Annotated in this window: 16 protein-coding genes; 10 read left to right on the top strand and 6 right to left on the bottom strand. The window is 68.3% G+C overall.

The genetic code is table 11. The features are described 5' to 3' along the window. Nucleotides 1–556 precede the first annotated feature (556 nt). The gene (locus G8760_RS25660; RefSeq protein ID WP_166355685.1) at nt 557–1,264 is read right to left on the bottom strand and encodes a helix-hairpin-helix domain-containing protein; all 708 of its coding nucleotides are present in this window, start codon (nt 1,262–1,264) and stop codon (nt 557–559) included. A 56-nt stretch (nt 1,265–1,320) separates the two neighbouring features. Continuing rightward, a complete protein-coding gene (locus G8760_RS25655; RefSeq protein WP_166355684.1) occupies nt 1,321–1,686 on the bottom strand; it encodes an ArsR/SmtB family transcription factor in 366 nt (121 codons plus the stop codon). A 235-nt stretch (nt 1,687–1,921) separates the two neighbouring features. On the opposite strand from G8760_RS25655, the gene G8760_RS25650 reads away from it, so the two are divergent. Continuing rightward, a complete protein-coding gene (locus G8760_RS25650) occupies nt 1,922–2,827 on the top strand; it encodes a cation diffusion facilitator family transporter (RefSeq protein WP_207782725.1) in 906 nt (301 codons plus the stop codon). 39 nt (nt 2,828–2,866) lie between these two features. Here G8760_RS25650 and G8760_RS25645 read toward each other — a convergent pair whose 3' ends face one another. Genes G8760_RS25645 through G8760_RS25635 form a run of 3 tightly spaced genes read right to left on the bottom strand, consistent with a single transcriptional unit; the run spans nt 2,867 to nt 6,129 of the window. Beyond that, entirely contained in the window at nt 2,867–3,643 is a 777-nt protein-coding gene (locus tag G8760_RS25645; protein ID WP_166355683.1) for an ABC transporter ATP-binding protein, read from the bottom strand. Continuing rightward, on the bottom strand, nt 3,640–4,788 hold the full coding sequence (locus G8760_RS25640) for a FecCD family ABC transporter permease (protein WP_166355682.1): 1,149 nt from the start codon (nt 4,786–4,788) through the stop codon (nt 3,640–3,642). The genes G8760_RS25645 and G8760_RS25640 overlap by 4 nt, the downstream gene beginning before the upstream one ends. 9 nt (nt 4,789–4,797) lie before the next feature. Next, nucleotides 4,798–6,129: an ABC transporter substrate-binding protein gene (locus tag G8760_RS25635; RefSeq protein ID WP_166355681.1), complete on the bottom strand. Its 1,332-nt coding sequence runs from the start codon at nt 6,127–6,129 to the stop codon at nt 4,798–4,800. Nucleotides 6,130–6,319: 190 nt separating this feature from the next. Between G8760_RS25635 and G8760_RS25630 the strand changes: the two genes are divergently transcribed. The 7 genes from G8760_RS25630 (at nt 6,320) to G8760_RS25600 (ending at nt 16,100) form a co-directional block, all read left to right on the top strand. Further along, nucleotides 6,320–8,119 carry an ABC transporter ATP-binding protein/permease gene (locus tag G8760_RS25630; protein WP_166355680.1) on the top strand — a complete coding sequence of 600 codons (1,800 nt, stop codon included), beginning with the start codon at nt 6,320–6,322 and terminating at the stop codon, nt 8,117–8,119. Then, nucleotides 8,116–9,921 carry an ABC transporter ATP-binding protein gene (locus G8760_RS25625; RefSeq protein ID WP_166355679.1) on the top strand — a complete coding sequence of 602 codons (1,806 nt, stop codon included), beginning with the start codon at nt 8,116–8,118 and terminating at the stop codon, nt 9,919–9,921. The genes G8760_RS25630 and G8760_RS25625 overlap by 4 nt, the downstream gene beginning before the upstream one ends. 174 nt (nt 9,922–10,095) lie before the next feature. After that, entirely contained in the window at nt 10,096–12,441 is a 2,346-nt protein-coding gene (locus tag G8760_RS25620; protein WP_166355678.1) for a YcaO-like family protein, read from the top strand. 75 nt (nt 12,442–12,516) lie between these two features. Next, nucleotides 12,517–13,260 (top strand): class I SAM-dependent DNA methyltransferase, encoded by a 744-nt coding sequence (locus G8760_RS25615; protein ID WP_166355677.1) that lies wholly within the window; start codon nt 12,517–12,519, stop codon nt 13,258–13,260. Nucleotides 13,261–13,265: 5 nt separating this feature from the next. Continuing rightward, nucleotides 13,266–14,093 carry a methyltransferase domain-containing protein gene (locus tag G8760_RS25610; RefSeq protein ID WP_166355676.1) on the top strand — a complete coding sequence of 276 codons (828 nt, stop codon included), beginning with the start codon at nt 13,266–13,268 and terminating at the stop codon, nt 14,091–14,093. 143 nt (nt 14,094–14,236) lie between these two features. Then, nucleotides 14,237–15,280 carry a type IV toxin-antitoxin system AbiEi family antitoxin domain-containing protein gene (locus G8760_RS25605; RefSeq protein WP_207782724.1) on the top strand — a complete coding sequence of 348 codons (1,044 nt, stop codon included), beginning with the start codon at nt 14,237–14,239 and terminating at the stop codon, nt 15,278–15,280. Between the two features lie 46 nt (nt 15,281–15,326). Next, a complete protein-coding gene (locus G8760_RS25600; RefSeq protein WP_207782723.1) occupies nt 15,327–16,100 on the top strand; it encodes a class I SAM-dependent methyltransferase in 774 nt (257 codons plus the stop codon). On the opposite strand, the gene G8760_RS25595 is transcribed toward G8760_RS25600, so the two are convergent. Next, entirely contained in the window at nt 16,045–16,830 is a 786-nt protein-coding gene (locus tag G8760_RS25595; protein WP_166355675.1) for an MBL fold metallo-hydrolase, read from the bottom strand. The genes G8760_RS25600 and G8760_RS25595 overlap by 56 nt on opposite strands. 100 nt (nt 16,831–16,930) lie before the next feature. Between G8760_RS25595 and G8760_RS25590 the strand changes: the two genes are divergently transcribed. Together G8760_RS25590 and G8760_RS30660 are read left to right on the top strand one after the other, a co-directional pair. Next, complete coding sequence (locus G8760_RS25590; RefSeq protein WP_207782722.1) at nt 16,931–18,739, top strand: alpha/beta hydrolase family protein; 1,809 nt, start codon at nt 16,931–16,933, stop codon at nt 18,737–18,739. Nucleotides 18,740–18,880: 141 nt separating this feature from the next. Further along, nucleotides 18,881–20,163, top strand: a 1,283-nt coding sequence (locus G8760_RS30660; protein ID WP_281355184.1) for a TIGR04222 domain-containing membrane protein, incomplete at its 3' end; no start/stop codon positions are given.

Below are 20,163 nucleotides of genomic sequence, written 5' to 3'. Positions count from 1 at the left end.
CCAACGCCGCGGCCATCCTGATATCCATCGCTGCCACTCTCCCCGTCATGAACACACAGTCCACAACAATTCAGGTGTCAGCGATGTCCCGAGACATCAACTGTCAGCGATGTCCCGAAACAGGACAACGTATGCGGTAGCGAGGCGTGCATCTGATCGTAAGGGCATCCGTTGCGTTCGCCCGCCCGTCTTTGCCTGTGGGTCTCGGCGTAGTTCTGGTGACACCCATCCTCGGCTGGCCGCAACAAGCTTCCTTGCGGCGCGCGGTGGTGTGCAGTAAGCCTCCTTGTTGTTGCCCTGGCGACAGTAAGCCTCCTTGTGCCCGGGGCGGATGCCGCAGTAAGCCTCCTTGCTGTGGCCCGGACGGCGACATGTTGTCTTTGCGGTGAGCATCGGGCGGCGTGACCCGGACTTCGCTACCGCCAGATGGTGTTAGGACCCCGATTCGGGCTTTAACGCCATCTGGCGGTAGCGAAGTGCGCGACGTCGCACTGGGCTCTGGCACTCATCCGGCCGACGTCGCCACAGCCAAAACGACGATCAGGTGCACAACGGGCTAGTGGGAGGTGGGGCGGTAGGGGAGGACGATGATGCGCTCAGCCGAGGATTCGAGTACGGCGGGATCGAGGCTCGACAGCGCGCCGATTTCGGTCAGCGAACGATATCCATGCCGAGCATCACGTTCGGCCACGTAGCTCTCGGCGAGTTGAGGGTTCCAGCCGAGGACATGGACGATCCCCGCGGCGGTCGCGTTGTTGAGGTCGATCAGTCCGCCGTCGACATAGCCGCCGCCTGGTCGGTCGGGCCGGCCGACGCCTAGCTCCAGGGCGAGTTCCGGATCGCGGGCGGCGATGGCCCGTGCTTCGGCTCGACGAGCGCGGTTGTGCAGCGCCTCGCGCAAGGCGGGGTCGAGTGGGCGTTCGCGCTGTCCGAAGGCGGTTCGGTAGCCTATGGCCGCGGCGACTACTCCGCCGAGCACCGTGCCGATGATGATCGCACCCCAGCCGGCGCCGCCGCCACCGTCGGCCGCCCCGATCAGCACGGCGGCGGAGCCGACGGCGAGGAGTGCCGCAGCGAGCAGCCACCCAGCGGTGCGGGCCCGCCACCAGGCCTGGGCGGCCGGCAGCCAGGCTAGTACGCCGAGGCTGGCGACGGGAATGAGCATCCAGAGTCCGTGCCCGATGACCCGGAACACCTGCTTGACCGTGCTGGCGTGGCCGATGCCGGCGGGGCCGGAGGCGCCAGTCGAGAAGGATTCGGGCATGCGACCGAGGTTAACCGATGTGCCACCCAAGGATGCCCGGTAGTGGGCGTTGTGGATCAGCCAAGTTCGTGGACATGGTGTGGGTCATGTTCGTCGGGGTGGTCGCCGCGGATGTGGTCGGCGTGGAAGAGGGCTTGTTCGAGTAGTTGTCGAACGTGGGTGTCGGCGGCGTGGTAGTAGATGAACGTGCCGTCGCGGCGGCTCTCGACGAGCCCGGAGAGCCGTAGCTTGGCGAGGTGTTGACTGACCGCGCTCGGGGTGGAGTCGACGAGCTCGGCTAGGCAGTTGACCGAGGATTCGCCTTGAAGCAACGCCCACATGATCTTGATGCGGGTAGGGTCGGCGAGCATTCGCAGCGCGCGTGCGGCGCCGTCGACTTGGTCGGCGGCGGGCATGTTGAAGGCCGTGACGCTGTCGTGCATGAGGGAATCCTACATTCCGAGACTCCATATCTGCGTAATAATGCATATACGTATACTCGCAGCCATGGAGGTTTCGAGGCATACACACGACGACCTACCGCCCCCCACCTCGGGTCGAGACGACGTCGAAGAGCACGGCCACCCCCACGTGCCTGGGCACCATCACCGGCATCACCACACAGACATGTCGTGGCCGCGGCGGCTGGTTCACGCTGTTAAGCCTCATTCGCACGACATGACCGAAGCCGTCGAGACGGCGGAGCAGGCCACCGGTGCCGGAATCCGGGCAGCATGGATCGGTCTCGTGGGTATGACCGCGACGGCGGCGCTTCAACTGGCCATCGTCGCCGTCAGTGGGTCGATCGGACTTCTAGCCGACGCGGTACATAGTTTGAGCCACGCGGTGACGACCATCCCACTGCTGATCGCGTTCCGACTCGGCCGGCGTCGGCCGACCAAACGTTACCCGTACGGCTACCGCCGGGCCGAAGACCTGGCCGGAGTGTTCATCGCGGTCGTGATCGCCCTGTCCATCGTGCTGATCATCGTCGAGTCGGTGCGGGCGCTGGTCGAGCCGCGTGAGCTGACGAACCTTGGCTGGGTGCTCGCCGCGGCCGGCGTCGGCGTGATCGGCAACGAGATCGTCGCGGTGTACCGGATCCGGGTCGGCCGCCGGATCGGCTCGGCGGCGCTGGTGGCCGAGGGATATCACGCCCGGTCCGACGGGTTGACGTCGTTGGTGGTGGTCGTGGGGGTGCTCGGCGTGTGGGCCGGGTTCCCGCAGGCCGATGCCGCGGCCGGATTCCTCGTGGCGGTGGCGATCCTGTGGATCCTCGTGGGATCGTGCCGGACGATCTTCCGCCGCCTGATGGACGGAGTCGACCACGGGACCGTGGACCGGATCGGTGCGGTGGCCGCCGGCGTGGATGGGGTGTTGGCGGTGGGCCGGGTGCGGGCGCGCTGGACCGGCCACCGGCTGGAAGCCGACCTCGACCTTTCGGTGGACGGGCGAGTGAGCGTCGAGGCAGCGCACGCCGTGGCGCAGGATGTGAACGACGTGCTCCGCCGCGAGGTGCGCCATCTGGAGCATGCCGTCGTCCACGTCGTCCCCCATGATCATGAACACTTTGCCGTGTCATGACACGGCAAAGTGTTCATGATCATGGGGACGGTGGAGGGGTTAGGGGGTGAGCCGGTCGACGAGGAGGCGCAGGGGGTCGTCTTCGGGTACGCCGACGTCGAGGCCGAGGTCTGCCGGTGTGCCCGTCTCCACTCGACCCGCCCCGGTGACCAACCAGACGTGGTCGGCATGCCGCAACATGTGCTCGACGTCGTGAGTAGACATCAGCACCGCCAAGCCGTGGTCGCGGGTGAGCGACCGGATCAGTGTGGTGAGCTCCAGCCGCGCCCGCACGTCGAGAAAGGCCCCAGGTTCGTCGAGCACCAACACTTGCGGCTGCTGCGCTAGCGCGCGAGCGATCATGATTCGCTGGCGTTCGCCGTCGCTCATCTCGGTCATGGAACGCCCCGCGAGTTCCGTGGCACCGGCCGCGGCCAGCGATTGGTCGACGACGGCGCGGTCGTGCTCGTCGAGGCGGCCCGCCCACCCGGAGTGGGGGTAGCGGCCAAGTGCGACGACGTGCCACGCGGGGAGCGCACCCACGGCTACCCGGTCGGTCAGGACGACGGCCACCTGCCGGGCGAGTTCGATGGCCGACATCCGGGTGATGGACCGCCCGCCGAGCAACACATCACCGCCGAGTAGTGGTTGTGACCGCACCAGGCTGCGCAACAGGGTGGACTTACCCGAGCCGTTGGGTCCGATCAGGCAGGTGAGCTGGCCCGCGTGCAGCGCCGCGCGGACACCGGCCAACACCACCCGGCCGCGCCGCGGTGGCCGGCCATATCCGACGTCGACGTCGCGGACATACACGATGGGGTCGGTTTCGGACGTCATACCGAGAACCCACCTCCGGTGCGGTTGATCCGCAACAGCACCCGGAGGACCACCGGCGCGCCGAGCAGGGCCAGCGCGGCGTTGAGCGGGAGGACGGCGTCGGTGCCGGGAAGCTGGGCGAACAGTCCCGCGGCCAAGGCGATGGCGGCGCCCACCAGTGCCGAGCCCGGGATCAGTAGGCGGTGATCGGTAGTGCCCAACAATCCCCTGGCCAGATGGGGCGCGGCGATGCCGAGGAAGGCGATCGGCCCGGCATAGGCGGTGACCGCGCCGGCGAGCAGGGCGGTACCTGCCATGGCGGTGATCCGGAAGCGGCGCACTGACATCCCCATGCTCTGCGCGTAGCGTTCACCGAGCAGGGACGCGTTCAGCTGTTTGGTGCTCATAGCCAGGATCAGCGCGCCCAGCACCACCAACCCGGCGAGTACTGGCAACTGGCCGGTACGAACCCCTTGGAAGCTGCCGAACTGCCAGTGGGTGAAGGCGACGACGGCCTCCGGCCGAGCGAAGTAGACGAGGACGTTGGTGATCGCGGTGAGGAACGCACCGAACATCATTCCGGCGACGAGCACGATGACGGTGTTCTGTACCCGGGCGGCTACTGCCGACATGACGAGGAGTACGGCGAACGCGCCCGCCGCGGCGGCGCCCACCACACCCAGGCCTTGGAGGGGAGCGACGGCGGTGAGCAGTGTGGCGCCGAGGCCGGCCGTGGCGCCCTGCGGAAGCAGGACCAGGCCTACCCCCACACCTGCGCCAGCGGTGACACCCAGAACGTACGGCTCGGCCAGTGCGTTGCGGAACAGGGTCTGCATGGCGAGTCCGGCCAGCGCCATCGCCGAGCCGGCGAGCACCGCGGTGACGGCGCGAGGTAGCCGCAGGTCCAGGACGATGGCGGTCCAGGTCCCGCGGCTAGCCTCCTGACCGGTGAGGATCGCGACGACCTCGTTGACGGGGATCGACACCGAGCCCCATACGAGGGTCGCGAGGAACAGGGCAACGCAGCCGGCGCCGAGTGTGGTGAAGACGGCGAGATGGCGGGCGCTGACCAGCCGCTGCGGTGACGTGCGCACTCTGGCCGGGGTGCGGCCCGCGCGGCCGGCCCGCCCGGCGTCGCGGCGCGGTCGTGTTGCCGCCTCGGTCACCGTCGCCTCTTACTCACTGCTGGCCACAGCGCCGATGAAGGTGAGTTCGTGGTCGGGGAGCAGGTCGGGGTGCAGGATGCTGACGGCGTCGGCAAGCATGAGGTCGACGTCGAGGGCGCCGTTGAGGAAGTAGTCGACACCACGCTGCCCCATCCGATGGTAGGTGTGGCCGTCGTTGAGCGGACGCAACTCAGCCAGGTGCGGTTCGGCGTCTAGATACTCCTGCTGTGTCTCGTGCGACGGGAAGAAGGTCAGGTCGAGCCAGGCATCGGCGCTGCTGCCCTCGTCGAGAAACCGCTCCAGAGAGATGGTGGCGATGCCGCCGCCGTCGATGTCGGGGATCGGGACCCCTCCGGCCTCACGGACGAGTTGTGGTTCGAAGCGACGGTTTTCCCGAGTGGTGACGTCGCTGCCGTCACCGGTGACGCCGAGCAGCATGGTGGGTGCTTCGTCGAGGGTGCTGGCATGCTGCTCGACCTGCTCGCGAAGGTCCAGGTAGCGCTCCTCGATGGCGTCGAACTCGGCGTTGGCCTCGGCTTCGAGGTTGAAGAACAGGGAGAGGAACTTCACCTGCTCGGCGGCGCCGAGCGGCGATTCGGTGTACGGGAAGTAGTGCACGATCGGGATGCCGAGTTGGGTGATCTGGCCGAACATGGAGTCGTCGCCGGCATAGTTGGTGTAGAAGTCTGGGTCGGCGTCGGCTAGGGCCTCGAAGTTCACCTCATACCCGATCTCCGCGACGGCGCCGCTGTCGACCCGTTCGGCCACCTTGGGGAGGTATGGCGCCTCGGTGTCGCCGAAGAAGACCTCTGCGTGCCCGACGAGTGCGTCGGCGACATCGAGCCGTTCGACGGCGGCGTAGAGCACGCTGCCGCCGTCGACGAACGTGCCGGTGGGGATCTCCAAGACGGTGGCGCCGTCGAGTTCGCCGGTGAGTTCTGGCTCCGGCGCGCCACACGGGACGAGGACGTAGGTGTTCTCAACCACACGGCTCCCGGCTGCGGCGTGCCCGCCGGCTGCATCGACCCGGGTGGTGAGCACCTTGTATGAGTTCTCGTACCGGACGCTCCACCCGTTGGCGTAGACCGGTTCGACTTTGTCGGCGAAGTAGTCGACGTCGGCGTCGAAGTGTGCGACGCAGCCGTTGTCATCGAGGACAGCGACGGTGCCGTTGGCGTCGGTGTCGCCCGCATCGCTGTTCATTGGAGCGTCCGCGGCGCCGCCGGTTGCATCGTCGTCGGATCCGGCGCCGCCAGTTCCGTCATCGCCGCCGCAGGCGGCCAGGGCCAGCCCAGCTGCTAGTCCGGCAGCGAGCCAGCTGGTTCGTTGTGCAAGTCTCACGAGCCATCCTTAGCTACGTCAGAAAGACTGGGAATGAGAATCACTATTGGCGTAGCTCGGAGATTAGCGCCTCGTGGTCGGGTTGGCAACGGTCGTCCCGTCCGGCGGGCGGAGTAAATGCGGCGGGGTCGGTGACGAGTTCATGATCGGGTCTTGTGTGATTGCCCGGAGTCCGGTCTAATGATCGGTAATGAGAGCGATTATCAATAACTGGCTCCGGCGCGGCACCCCAACGGCCGCCCGCCGGCTGCTCGGCCTGGCCGCCGGTGCTAGGGGGTGGATGGCCCTCGGTGTTCTGCTGTCGCTCCTGGTCACGGCCACATACGTGGGTCAAGGCGTACTAGTGGCTACGAGCCTGATCCGGATCTTCGACGGGGAGGCATGGGCGCGGATCATCCCGCTCCTCGTCGGTGGCGTCGCGCTCCTTGTCGTTCGGGCCGCCCTGTTGTGGAGCACCGAACTGGTCGCCGTGACCACCGGTGTCGCCATCAAGGCTCAACTGCGACGCCGGCTCTATGAATGGCTGTTCGTCCTCGGCCCCGGCTACACAGCGGGCCTGCGGACCGGGACGGTGCAGGCCACCGTGGTCGACGGGGTGGAACGGCTGGAGACGTACTTCAGCAAGTTCATCGTCCAGCTGATCGCCGCCGTGGTGGGCTCGGCGGCGATCCTGACCGGCATGGTGATCGTCGACCCGCTGATCGGGGTGGTTCTCGCCGGCTCGGCGGTGGCCATCTGCACCACACCGCTGATCGCCCGGAGGCTCCAGGCCGAACGTTCCGCCTGGTTCTGGGACACGTGGCGGCGGCTGGGGAGCGGTTACCTGGATGCGCTTCAAGGAATGACAACACTCAAGGCCTTCGACGCCAGCGACGAGCGCGGCCGCGAGTTGGCCCAGCGGTCCCGCGACTTCTACCACGCGTCGATCCGGTTCGTCAGCGTCGCCAATCTCCGTACCGGTGCTATGGGGCTGCTCTCCGCCGGAGGGGTCGCTCTGGCCGTCGGCATGGGAGCGATCCGGCTATCCACCGGCGCGCTCACCGCCTTCCAGCTGCTGTTGGTGTTGCTGCTGGCTCGAGAGGCGTTCCGGCCCTTGGAAGACCTACAGAAGGCGTACCACTCGGCGTATCCGGCCCTGTCGGCCGCCCGGGGTGTATTCCGTCTGCTCGACGCCACCCCCGTCGTCGCCGATCCGCCGACGGGCGCGACAGCACCGGACGGCCCGACGGGCGCGACATCGCCGGACGGCCGTGGAACCCCCCGCACGTCCACCGGCGGCTCCATCACCCTTGACCGAGTGACCTTCGGCTACGACACCACCAAACCGGCGGTGCTCGATGATGTGTCGCTACGGATCGAGGCCGGTGAGACCGTCGCGCTGGTTGGCCGATCGGGGGCCGGCAAGAGTACGGTCGCCGCCCTGCTCCTGCGGTTCTTCGACCCGCGGTCGGGCCGGGTCCTCCTGGGCGACGACGATGTACGCGACGTCGCGCTGACCGACCTACGCCACCACATCGCGCTCGTCTCGCAAGATACCTACCTGTTCCACGGTACGGTCCGAGACAATCTGGCCCTGGGCGCACCGGACGCCAGCCAGGCCGCCATCGACGCTGCGGCCCGTGCCGCCGGCGCCGACGAGTTCATCGACCGGCTGCCACACGGATACCACACGGTGGTCGGCGAACGCGGGCTTACCCTGTCCGGCGGCGAACGCCAGCGCATCGCGATCGCCCGGGCGCTGCTGAAGGACGCCCCGATCTTGATTCTCGACGAGGCCACCTCCAGTATCGACGCGGCCAACGAAGCCGGCATCCAAGCCGCCTTGGATCGCCTGGCCGCTGGACGCACCACGCTGGTCATCGCACATCGGCAGTCGTCGGTGCGGGCGGCCGACCGGATCGTCGTGCTGGAACGCGGACGGGTCAGCGCGGCGGGCACCCACGACGAACTCCTGACGGCGTCGCCGGACTACGCGCGGTTGGTCGCATGAAGACCGCCGCATCCGTCCGCCCGCTGGTGCGTATCGTCCGCACGTACCGCAGGTTGCTGCTCGGTGCGGTCGTCAGCGGCATCGTCGACCAAGGCCTCGCCGTGGCCGGTGCCGCCGTCGGAGCCTGGCTGGTGGGTGCCGCGATCACCGGTGCCAGCCCCGACGAGCTGCGCCCCGGGCTGATCGTATTGGCGTTGCTGGTGCTGCCGCGTGCTGCGGTTGGCTGGTTGGAGTCGTATCTGGCCCACGACATGGCCTTCCGCGCCCTGGTCGACATCCGTGAACAGGTCTATCGGGGATTCGAGCGGCAGGCCCCGTCACCGCAGGCCGGCCGCCGTTCCGGCGACCTGGTGTCCACCGCGATGGACGACGTCGAACGGCTCGAGGTGTTCTTCGCGCACACACTGAGCCCACTGGTGGTGGCGGTGATCGTGCCGACGGGCTCGCTGGTGGCGTTGTGGTTCATCCATCCGGCGCTGGCGGTGGCCTTGCTGCCGGTGGCCGCCTTGGTGGCGTCCATTCCGGCCTGGCTGCGCCGCCGGGCGGAGCGACAAGGCCATGCCCTACGAGCCACCCTCGGTGTCGTGAACGCCGAGGCGGTCGACGGCGTGCAGGGGCTGCGCGAAATTGTGGCGTTCAACGGCCAGCACACGTTCCTGGATCGGCTCGACGCCCGTACCGCTGATCTACACGACGCTCAGCTCGCCCATGGTGCACGGACCGGAGCCGAGCGGGCCGCTACCGACGCGTTGATCGCACTCGGCGTGATCGTCGCCCTGGCCACCGCAGCCGCGCTGGTGTCGGCCGGGTCGGTGCCGAGCTCGTTGTACCCGACCGCCGTGGTGCTGGCGGGAGCCGCCCTCGCGCCGGTCGGCAAACTAGGCGATGCCGGCCGCGAGATCGGGATCGTGATCGCCGCCAGCGACCGCGTCTTCGCCGTGATCGACGCACCCGCCACCGTTCCGGATGAGGGCACCCAGCCGCCGCCCGAGCCGGGGCCGGCCGGACCGCACCTTGGCCTCGGGTTCCGGCAGGTCTCGTTTCGCTACGCCGCCAACCTGCCGCCGGCCGTGCAGGACGTCACCTTTGACGTCGCACCGGGTGAGACGGTCGCGCTGGTGGGGCATTCCGGCGCGGGCAAATCGACCCTGGCGCACCTGCTGATGCGGTTCTGGGACGTCGATAGTGGATCGATCCGGATCCGCGACGTCGACGTGCGTGACCTCCCGCAGCGGACACTGCGCCAGCTCGTCGCGTTCGTCCCGCAGGACGTCCACCTGCTGAACAGCAGCGTCGCCGAGAACATCGCCTTGGCCCGGCCGGGTGCCGGCCAAGCCGACATCGAGCGGGTGGCCCACGCCGCGCTGGCGCACGACTTCATCGTCGACGAGTTGCCGGACGGCTACGACACCCGGGTTGGTGAATGGGGCGGGCGGCTCTCCGGCGGTCAACGGCAACGGATCGCCATCGCTCGGGCGCTGCTACGGGATGCACCGATCCTGGTCATGGACGAGCCGGTGTCGAACCTCGACGCGTCGAGCGAACACGCGCTACGGCTGGCGATGTCGCGAGTCCGGGCCGGGCGGACCACGGTGCTGGTCGCGCACCGCATGTCGACCATCCGTACCGCCGATCGGCTCGTCGTCCTCCACCAAGGACGGGTCGCCGAGATCGGCACCCATGACGAGCTGCTGGCCACCGGCGGTGTGTACAGCCGGCTCGTCGCTCCCCAGGCCGGGGCACCCGATCGGGTGCTTCGTGGCTCCACATCGGAGAAGGAGGTGACACGCCATGATCCGTGAGGTCGACGAATCCCGGCACGAGACGATCGCGCCGCACAACCACGCCGTAACCGCGGCCAGCTTCCACTGGAGCTGATCCTAGGCACCTGCGGGTGCCGCACCCGTGAGGCCGGCCCGAACCCGGCCTCACGGGTCCTCCACCACGTTCAGCCGAACATGTGAAGGGATGTGGCCATGACACTGTACGCCGACGACGCCGTAGGCGGTGAGAGCTCCGCGGCCGGTGCGGATTCCGGGCGCGGCGGAGGCACTGTGGGCGGTGATACCTTCGCGGCCGGTTCGGTGGATGCTGGCGCCCCTCGTGCGGCGAGTGCCATCCGTCTCGACGTTGACGTTCGCCCGCTCGGTACCGGGCAGTCACTGCTAGTGACGTCGTCCGGCCGGCTGTTCGAGCTGGACCGGCCACCCGCTCAGCTGCTGGACGACCTGGACGAGTTGGCGGCCAGCCCGGATCAGCCCCCCTGGCCCGAGCTGGCTGCCGTGTTGCGGCAGGCTGGAGCGTTAGCCCAGGCGGCTCCGGCCCGAGGGGCGCGCGCGGAGCCGCTGCTGCTGGCGGACGCCACCTTGTTCGAGGTGGTCGAACAGCTGGCCCCCCACGGTGAATTGTGGCCGCTGGCCGACACCGGCGACGGCATCGCGGCCGCCATCCGAGCCGCCGGTGAACGCCCGCTCCTGGTGTTGCGCGACCGCTTCGATCCTGGGCTTTTCACCGCGGTGGACGAGCAACGCGCCGCCAGCGGGGGCCGTTGGGCCCCGTTCCACCTCGATCGTGGCCGGGCGTGGCTCGGGCCCGCCGTCGAGCCCGGACCCGGTGCCGACTATCGCGATCTGCTGATGCGTCGTCGGTGTGCGGCTCAACGTGCCGACATCGCCGCCGCGCTGCTCGAACCTCCGCTCAATGGGCCGCTGCGGCCTCCGGACAGGATGACCCTCTCGTGGCTCGTGGCGCTGTTCCTGGGTGAGGTCGGACGCTGGCTGACCGGGGATCCGTCGTCGCTGGTCGGCAACGAGATCGAGTTGGACCCGGCCGAGCCGGCGATCCGTGTCCACCCAGTGCTGCCACCCCCCGACCGGCGGGTCGGCGACGCCTCCGACACCAGCGCCGCCAGCCCCGACGATTCACCCGATGCCCACCCCGGACCGGCCAACCATGTGGTCAGCGGGCCCGACCTGCTACGCGACGAGCGGCTGGGCATCGTCACCTCGGTGCGACGGATCACCCACCACCCTTCCATCCCAACGCAGCTGGCGACGGTACAGGCCGACGTTGCCGACATGGGCCGGGTCTACCCGTGGGCGCCCAACGTCGTCTGCGGCGGCAGTGTGTTCAACGATCCGGCGGCGGCCGAGGCGGCGGCCATCGGTGAGAGCGTCGAACGGTACTGCGGCAACTGGGTCCGTCCCGACCAGCTGCGACGAGCGTCGTTCGCGGAACTCACCGCCGCCGGGGAACACGCACTCGACCCGCAGAGACTCGTTCTCTACTCGCCGGCGCTCTACGCACAGCCCGGCTTCCCGTTCGAGCCCTTCCACGCCGACCTCCAGGTGCACTGGGTGCGGGGGGCGTCGTTCACCACCGGCCGGCCGACGTGGGTGCCGGCCAGCCTGGTGTACGTCAACTGGTACGTCGGCCCGTTCGCCGATGCTCCGAAGACCAACTATCCGATCTATGCCGGCCTGGCCGGTGGTGCGAGTCTCGACGACGCGGTCCGCTCCGGCCTGGAGGAGATCATCGAACGCGACGCCACCATGATCTGGTGGGCCAACCGGGAGCCGTTGCCCGTGCTCGAGCCACCACCCCGGCTCTCGGGCTTATTCGACGGCGCGCCCACCGCGCACGGGCAGCAGGCGTGGCTGGTTGCCCTGGACAACACCTTCGGGGTGCCGGTGCTGGCAGGGGTAGTGGACAACGGTCAGGACGAGATCCTCGCCATCGGCTTCGGCGCCCGAGACACCCCGGAGGGGGCTGCGCTCAAGGCCTGGGCCGAGGCATTAACCCTCCAGGAGATCGCCCGTGACCTGCAGGAGCCCGACGGGCGTTTCTGGCAGGCGGTCCGGGACGGGAGGAAACGGCAAGGCTTCATGAAGCCGTGGCGCGCCGACCGTGCCTACCTCGACGACTTCCGGTCGGACTTCCGCGACGTCGGCGACCTCGAATGCCAGATGCAGGTCCACCTCGACCCGCGCGCCCGGGCCACGGTGCGACCCTGGACGCTGGCCGGGCCACGGCGGCCGCTGGAATCCGTTCCGTCGCTGCCGGATCGTAGCCTCGCCACTTACCGCCACCTCGTCGAGCGGGCAGGCTACGAGATCATCGTCGTCGATCTCACCACCCCCGACGTCGCCGCGAGTGGGCTCCGGGTGGTGCGGGTGATCGTCCCCGGCCTGGTGTCGAACTTCCCGGCCGCGTTCCCGTTCACCGGGCACGGCCGACTGCAGACCGCCCCGGTGGATCTGGGCTGGCGCGACGAACCGCTGGACGAGGCCGAACTGACCCTGTTCCCACTGCCACACGCCTGACCCGTCGGGCCCCGCACGTCACAGCGGTGCTCTCGACGAACAACGCCACTCCCGGATCAGATGACGGAGGACCTCATGACCGACGCACAAACCCTCAACGCCGCCAGCTACGGCCCGGAATGGGCAGCGATCTGGGACCGCGAGTTCGGGACCAGACCCGATACCCACGATGCTGTGCACACCCTGGCCGAACTCGCCGCCGGACGAGCAGTGTTGGAGTTCGGAATCGGCACCGGTCGGCTGGCGTTGCCGCTGGTAGAGAAAGGGCTCACGGTACGCGGAGTGGACAACTCGCCGTGGATGCTCGAACAGCTCAAGGCCAAACCTCAGGCCGACGGGATCGACGTCGTCGAAGGTGACTTCGCCACGGCGACCGTCGACGGCGAGTACGGCCTGGTGTTCATCTCCAGCCACGCGTTGTTCGCGCTGACCTCCCAAGACGAGCAGGTGCGTTGCTTCGAGAACGCCGCTGCTCACCTGGTGCGAGGTGGAGTGTTCGCCATCGAGGTCATGGCGCCGCAGAGCGGGGTGTTGGACAACGGCCGGTGTTGGACAACCAAGGTGGATGCGGACTCCCTGACCATGTTCGTCTCCACCGCCGACCACGTCAGTCAGCAGATGCGGATGTGTCATTTCACCCTCAACTGGGACGGCACGGTGCGGCTGCGCCCGGCCGCGTCGAGATATGCGTGGCCGGCCGAACTCGACCTCATGGCCCGGATCGCCGGTATGCGGCTACGGGACCGGTGGGGCGCGTGGGACCAACGGCCGTTCACCGCGCAGTCGACGGCGCACGTCTCGGTGTACGAACGGACGTGAGGTCGATGACAACCACCACCAGCGCCGTGACGGAGGCGGAGACGTCGAGTCGCGGCGCTAGCGGGCCAGGCGCTAGTGGGATGGCGGGTGGCGACCACGTCGGCGGAGATCGAGTGGGTCATGTGGGTGACGGGCTGCATGCCGGTACCGGCTCATGGGCCTTCTCAGGTGATGTGCCGCGGGTGTTCGTCGACCACGCCCGTCGGTCGGTGCCCCTCTACGACGTCGGTCACGACCTCGCCTGCGACCTGTCCACGTGTTTCGTCGGCCGCAACGGCCGGGGACTCGGATATGAGCTCGGCTCATCGACCGGAGAACTGCTGCGCCGGCTGGCTACCCATGGCCCGTCCAACATGGCGACGCGGTGGGTGGGCCTGGACGTCGAGGCCGGAATGACACTGGCGGCCCGCGAACACTGCGCCGGGCTCGGCAATGTCGACGTGTTCCAAGGCGACGTGGCGACGATGTCGTTCGAGCAGTGCGATTTCGTCGTGGCCTACCTGACCTTGCACTTCCTGCCGCTGGACCGCCGTCGCGATGTGGTGGGACGGGTCTACGAGGCGCTGCGGCCCGGCGGCGCGTTCTTCCTGTTCGACAAGGTTCTCGCGGCCGACGCGCGGCTGGAAGACGTCGTGACCACCTTGCACTTCCGCTGGAAACGTCGGGCGGGACTCAGCCCGGAAGAGATCCTGAACAAGAAGGAAAGCCTACTGGGTGTGTTGCAGCCGGTGACCACCGACGAGAACCTGGTGATGTTGGCCGAGGCCGGATTCCCGAGTGTCGCCAGCGTGTTCAAGCACCTCTGCTTTGAGGGCTTCGTCGCGGTGAAGTGACCCCTCCCGTCCCCATGATCATGAACACTTTGCCGTGCTATCGCCCGGAAAAGTGTTCATGATCATGGGGAGAGGCGGTGGGTTATCCACATCCTCGACGAGGGATCTGGTGCGCCGGGTGTCCAAGCGCAAGGCTCGTCACCATGGATGCGCACCTGACGAGCGGCCACCCAGGCTGGTTCGTGCCGCCCGATGCGCGGAACCAGGGCACGTTGGCCGAACTCCTCCGACTCCAGCACGGCGTCGTCCACCGCGTGCAGCTCGCGGAACATGGGATAACGGACGAACAATTATCCTGGTGCGTGGAGTCGGGACGATGGCAACGAATCCACCGGGGTGTCGTGGCGACCTTCACCGGGCCGTTGACGTATGACGCATGGGTGTGGGCCGCCATCGTGCGGGCCGGGCCGGGTGCCGTGGCCAGCCACCACACCGCCGCCTATCTCGATGGTGTGGCCGACGATCCGGGGCCGGTCGTTCACATCACGGTACCGGCCGATCGGCGGGTGCGCGGCCGGATCGAGGGCGTAAGGATTCACTATGCACATCGCCTCGGCCGTACGCGTCATCCCACCAGATTCCCACCCCGCACCCGGCCGGAAGAGACGGTCCTCGACATCGTCGACACCATCCGGCGGGCACGTGACGTCGAGACGTGGGTCACGCGGCTGTGCCAGCGGCGCGTGTCGACGCCGGAACGGCTCGCGGCGGCCCTCGGCCTCCGGAAGAAGATCAAGTGGCGCCCGATGCTCGAGAGCATGCTGAGCGATGTGGCGGATGGTGCGGAGTCGCCCCTCGAGCTTCGGCATATGCGGCGAGTCGAGCGCGGGCACGGACTGCCGGTAGGGACTCGACAACGGCGTGTCGCTGGCGGGCGGGTTATCTGGGTCGACGTGGATCACGACGAGTTCGCGCTGAGAATCGAGCTCGACGGGCGGGTTGGGCACGTTGAAGACGGTCGATTCCGGGACCGTCGGCGGGACAACGTCGCGACGGTTGATGGCCGGGCTACGTTGCGGTATGGCCACGCTGACATCTTTGGCGGTCCGTGTGCCGTGGCGGCGGAGCAGGCGCGGGTACTCGCCATGCGGGGATGGCGGGGACGGGCACGCCCCTGCGGCCCGGACTGCTCCCTCCCCATGATCATGAACACTTTGCCGGGCGATAGCACGGCAAAGTGTTCATGATCATGGGGAGAGGAGGGGAGGGGAGGGGGTGGTGGAGGATGGGGGGATGACGACGACGCATCGCATGTACGGCGCTCTCGCCACCTGGTGGCCGCTGATTTCGCCACCGGAGGAGTACACGGGGGAGGCGGCGTATGCGGCGGCCCTGCTCGGCTCGGCCGAGATTCCGGTCCACGAGGTGCTGGAGCTGGGCAGCGGCGGGGGGCACAACGCGGTTCATCTCACCTCACGGTTCACCATGACACTCGTCGACCTGTCCGACGACATGCTCGCGATGTCCCGCCGGCTCAACCCCGGCTGCGAGCACCTCCAGGGCGACATGCGTGACCTGCGGCTGGGCCGAACCTTCGACGCGGTGTTCGTCCACGATGCCGTCGATTACATGCTCGACGAGACCGACCTGGCGAAGGCGGTGCGGACGGCGTTCGTGCATTGTCGTCCCGGCGGAGTGGCGGTCTTCGTCCCCGATCACACGAGAGAAACGTTCCAGCCGGCGACCGAACACGGCGGCAGCGACGACGACACCGGGTGCGGCGCCCGATATCTGGCGTGGACCTGGGACCCAGACCCGGCCGACACGTGGGTGTGCACCGAGTACGCGTTCTTGCTCCGCGGCGCCGACGGCGCGGTTCATACGTCGCACGAGACCCACCGCACCGGCCTGTTCAGCCGCGATACGTGGCTACACCTCCTAGGGGATGCCGGGTTCGACGCGCAGGCGGCGGTGGAGGTCAGCACCGACGACCGGCTCCCACGGGACGTGTTTATCGCCCACCGGCCGTCGACGTCAGGTACTCCAGATGCGCTTGGTGGCTCTTGACCAGCCATTCCTCCGTGAGCCGCGGGTCGGTGTCGCCACCACCGGCGGCCAGGTGGTCGAGGTACTCGTGGTCGGCGGCGATCCGGCGGTGTAGCTCCGCGCCGTCGCCCACCGAGCCATGCCCGGGGATGACATGCCGTACGTCGCTAACCGCGGCGAACAACCGCAGGGCGTGTCGATAGTCAGCCACGGCGTCGGACGCGTTGGGGTCGAGCAGCGGGATCTCGATGTCCGAACAGGTGTCGGCGGTGAGCAGGACATGCTCGCTGGGAATGTGCAAGGCGGCGTGCCCGGGCGCGTGCGCCTGGTGTTCGAGGACACGAACGGCCGGGCCGTCCCACGGGAGGGTGGTGGCGGTGTCGGGTAGCGGTGTGAGGCGGCCGAACAGGTCTGGGTCGTGGCCGGGTGCTTCGTCGTCGGCGATCCGGATGCCGTCGGCGCGGTGTTTCCGCACAGCGGCGACGTTGGCCGTGGTCGCGTAACGCGGGGCGGTACCGAGTTCGGCTGACCACAGCACGTGGTCCCAATGGGGGTGGGTGGAAAAGCCGGCGACGACGCGGAGCCCGCGTTCGCGCAGCTCGGCGGCGAGCACGCCAATGTCGTCCGGGGTCACCGCGGGATCTATCACCAAGCAGCCGCCGGCCGCGCCGATGACGACCGTGGTGGTGGTCGTGTAGAGGTGACTGGTGCCCACCAATACTCGGTCGGTGACATGGTGAAAGCGCGCCATGCAGGCACGTTACCGGTACGCCCCGACGGATCGGCGCCCGGCTCACGCGGTTCGCCGACCCGGTCATCACATCGGGCACGGCGGCATCTAAGGTGCCAGAGTGACCTCCAGCACAAAGCCCACCATCGTTGATCTGCTCGAACTGCACAGCTGGACCGTCTTCGACGTCGATGAGGCCGGCCGGGTGCTCGCGGGCTCGGACGCCAGCGGTTCCACCCAACTCGTCGAAATCGATCCCGTCCACGGTGCGCGGCCACTAACCGCCCTCCCGGGGGCGTGTTCCGGCCGGTATCTACCGGGCCGACGGGCGGTTGTCGTCGAGCACGACAACGGCGGCGATGAACGCTCGCAGCTGTCGTTGCTGTCCCTTGACCGGCCGCCAGCCGCACCTGCCGCGCTGGACTCGCTCACTCCGCTGGTCCATGATCCGGCCTATATTCACTCGCTGGTCGACGTCGAGTCTGGACGTGTTGTTTACCGCACCAACCGGCGCAACGGAGTCGACTTCGATGTTGTGGTCCGTGACCTCGACACTGGAGTCGAGAAGGTGGTGTACGACGCCGGTGGGTATGTCGTCGACGTCGACGTCGAGGGTGGCACCGTCGCGGTGACAGTGCTCTCGCCGCCGCCGGCCTCTACCCAGATCCGGCTGGTTCGAGCCGGCACGGCAACCGACGTTACCGCCGCTGACGATCACGCGATGCACGTCGGTGTGTCGTTGCTGCCGGGTGGTACCAACGTCGTGATGTCCTCCAACCACGGCCGGGACTTCCGAGCAGTGGTACGCGTGGATGGCGACGGACACTGGGCCACGCTGGTGGAGTCGGACGAGTACGACGTCAGCGCGCTGCCGTCGCCGGATGGCTCCCGGTTGCTGGTGTTCCGGCACGTCGATGGTGGCGACGAGCTGGCCGTGCATGGTCCCGAGGGCACTCTGCGCACCGGCATCACCCTGCCACGGCGGGGCGTCGCCACCGCGGTGTGGTCGCCCGGTTCGACCCTGCTCGCGGTCGGCCTGAACAGCCCGACCAGCCCCGGCGACGTATTGCTCATCGACGCGTCCACCGGTGAGGTGCGGGTGCTCGTGGATGGCACCGAGCAGATGGGGCCAGACTTCCACGCGGCGCTGGTTGAACCGGACAGTGTGCGGATTCCCACTCGCGACGGTGAGGCGATCCCGTGCTTCGTCTACCGGCCGTCGGGTCCGTCCCCTGAGCTCGCCGGCTCGGTAGTAATGAACATCCATGGTGGACCGGAAGCGCAGGCGCAGCGGACGTTCAGCGCGGTCAACCAGGCGCTGGTGGCAGCTGGGCACATCGTGCTGGTTCCGAATGTGCGTGGCTCTATCGGATACGGCAAACGCTGGTACTCGATGGACGACGTCCGGCTTCGTCTCGAGTCGGTCCAGGATCTAGTCGACATTCGGACGTGGGTACCAACCATCGGCGGTGACCCCGATCGGGTCGCCCTGTACGGCGGGAGCTACGGCGGCTACATGGTGCTCGCGGGATTGACGATGCACCCTGGGCTGTGGGCTGCCGGTGTTGACATCGTGGGTATATCGTCGCTGGTCACCTTCCTGCGTAACACCTCCGAATACCGGCGGGCGGTGCGCGAGCGCGAATACGGCAGCCTGGAGCGGGATCACGACTTCCTGGTGAAGGCGTCGCCGTTGACACACCTCGACGCGATCGACACTCCGCTGTTCGTCATTCACGGCGCCAACGACCCGCGAGTGCCGTTGAGCGAGTCGGAACAGATCAAGGCCGCCCTCGACGCCAAGGGTGTGCCGTGCACCCTGAAGGTTTATGACGACGAGGGCCACGGCCTGGCCAAACGGGCCAACCGGCTCGACGCCTACCCGGCCGCGATCGAGTTCTTGGCCGCCCACCTGTCGGTGGCTTCGTAGAAGCCCTCCGCGCCTGACCTCCGACGGCCCGGTGCCCATACCCCTGCCCGTACCGGGCTCGGGGCCGGGCTATGTCGGTTGCCAAGCGGACACCGGTGCGCGACGATCTTCAGGAATGATCATCGACCGCCCAGGGGAGCCATGACAGTTGTGCCGTTCGCCATCTGGGGTGCTGTTCTCCTGATCCCACTGGTGATCTACCTGGTGACGGCCCGGCGGGCGAAGCGGCTGCGGTCGCGCTCCACACCGGCGGGGTCCTCGCCCGGGCCGGGAGACCTCGATCATTACCAGCTGGCGCTGCTGACCGGTGGTCGACGACGTGTAGGACAGGTGGCGCTGGCCAAGTTGTTCCTCGCGGGGGCGGTGCGGATACGGCGTCGACGACGGTGGCCGAGGCGAGCTGCACAGCTGGAGGTGACAACACCGCCAGCGTCGCCGGGCAGCGTCCCCCAGGTACACCCGGCCGAGTCCGCCGCCATCGAACACCTGGCCACGGAGGCAATAACCGCACCGGGTGGGGTTGTCCGGGCGGTGGCCCGGGACTCGAGCTGGGCAGAGCCGGAGCTGGACCGGATGCGGACCGCCGGACTCGTGGTACCCGCGAAGCGGCTGCGCCGGCTGGAACATTGGCGGTCGTTCGCCTCTGGGCTCCTCGCGTTTCTTGTCGTGCCGCTGGCAGGCGCGGCGGTCTTCTCGACGATTTTTGTCGGGACGACGCTGGTGGGCAGCGGGGTGCCGGGCGCCATGTTTCCGCTGTTCTTCCTGCTGCCGCTGCTCCTCGTGCTGACCGTGCGCTGGTTCGGGGTTGCCGCCGTGGTGGTGTTGGTGGCTGTGCTGGCGGTTGTTTATCTGGCCGTGCCCGACGCGCCGACCGAGATGAGTGTGGTCGGTGTGGGGCTCTGCGTGGCCTGGCTGGCCGTCTATGGAGTGGGGTTGGCTACCCGGCGCCATCTCGGTGCGCGGGCTCCGGCCGGCGACGACGTCGTGGCCGATGTCCGGCACCAGGTGTCCCGCCCGGACCGGGAATGGAGCCCTTTGTTCCTCGTCGCGCTGTTCGGTCTGGAACAGCTGCCCCAGCGTTTGCCCGGCGGGGACCATGATGGCGGGGGAGACGATGCACCGCACCGGTTCGACGAGCTGGCCGACTTCGCCGCTGGCTGCGGTCCGGCCGGCGATGTGTTGGCCGGCGACCACGGCGACGGTGGTCCGGGCGGCTCTTTCGGTTCGGATGGCGGGTCGGGCAGCTTCGGCGGGGTCGGGGGATTCGGTGACGCCGTTGGCGGTGGAGCAGGAATCGGTGGTGGTGGCGACGGCGGCGGTGGTGGTGGTGGAGATGGCGGTGGCTCGGGTGGCGGCGGCGGTGGGGGGGGGGGGGGGGCGCACCCCCCCCCCCCCCACCCCCCCCCCCCCAACAATCAGAGAGA

Origin of the sequence: Phytoactinopolyspora limicola, from assembly GCF_011320225.1 — a bacterium.
Classification (GTDB): domain Bacteria; phylum Actinomycetota; class Actinomycetes; order Jiangellales; family Jiangellaceae; genus Phytoactinopolyspora; species Phytoactinopolyspora limicola.
The sequence above is the reverse complement of the archived record's forward strand: the minus strand, read 5'-3'. Positions and strand labels throughout refer to the sequence as shown.

Coding starts and splice junctions, on each gene's coding strand:
- G8760_RS25595 (WP_166355675.1), bottom strand. CDS start 16,830: ATGGCGCGCTTTCACCATGTCACCGACCGAGTATTGGTGGGCACCAGT.
- G8760_RS25655 (WP_166355684.1), bottom strand. CDS start 1,686: ATGCACGACAGCGTCACGGCCTTCAACATGCCCGCCGCCGACCAAGTC.
- G8760_RS25615 (WP_166355677.1), top strand. CDS start 12,517: ATGACCGACGCACAAACCCTCAACGCCGCCAGCTACGGCCCGGAATGG.
- G8760_RS25600 (WP_207782723.1), top strand. CDS start 15,327: ATGACGACGACGCATCGCATGTACGGCGCTCTCGCCACCTGGTGGCCG.
- G8760_RS25660 (WP_166355685.1), bottom strand. CDS start 1,264: ATGCCCGAATCCTTCTCGACTGGCGCCTCCGGCCCCGCCGGCATCGGC.
- G8760_RS25630 (WP_166355680.1), top strand. CDS start 6,320: ATGAGAGCGATTATCAATAACTGGCTCCGGCGCGGCACCCCAACGGCC.
- G8760_RS25625 (WP_166355679.1), top strand. CDS start 8,116: ATGAAGACCGCCGCATCCGTCCGCCCGCTGGTGCGTATCGTCCGCACG.
- G8760_RS25620 (WP_166355678.1), top strand. CDS start 10,096: ATGACACTGTACGCCGACGACGCCGTAGGCGGTGAGAGCTCCGCGGCC.
- G8760_RS25610 (WP_166355676.1), top strand. CDS start 13,266: ATGACAACCACCACCAGCGCCGTGACGGAGGCGGAGACGTCGAGTCGC.
- G8760_RS25645 (WP_166355683.1), bottom strand. CDS start 3,643: ATGACGTCCGAAACCGACCCCATCGTGTATGTCCGCGACGTCGACGTC.
- G8760_RS25650 (WP_207782725.1), top strand. CDS start 1,922: ATGACCGAAGCCGTCGAGACGGCGGAGCAGGCCACCGGTGCCGGAATC.
- G8760_RS25605 (WP_207782724.1), top strand. CDS start 14,237: ATGGATGCGCACCTGACGAGCGGCCACCCAGGCTGGTTCGTGCCGCCC.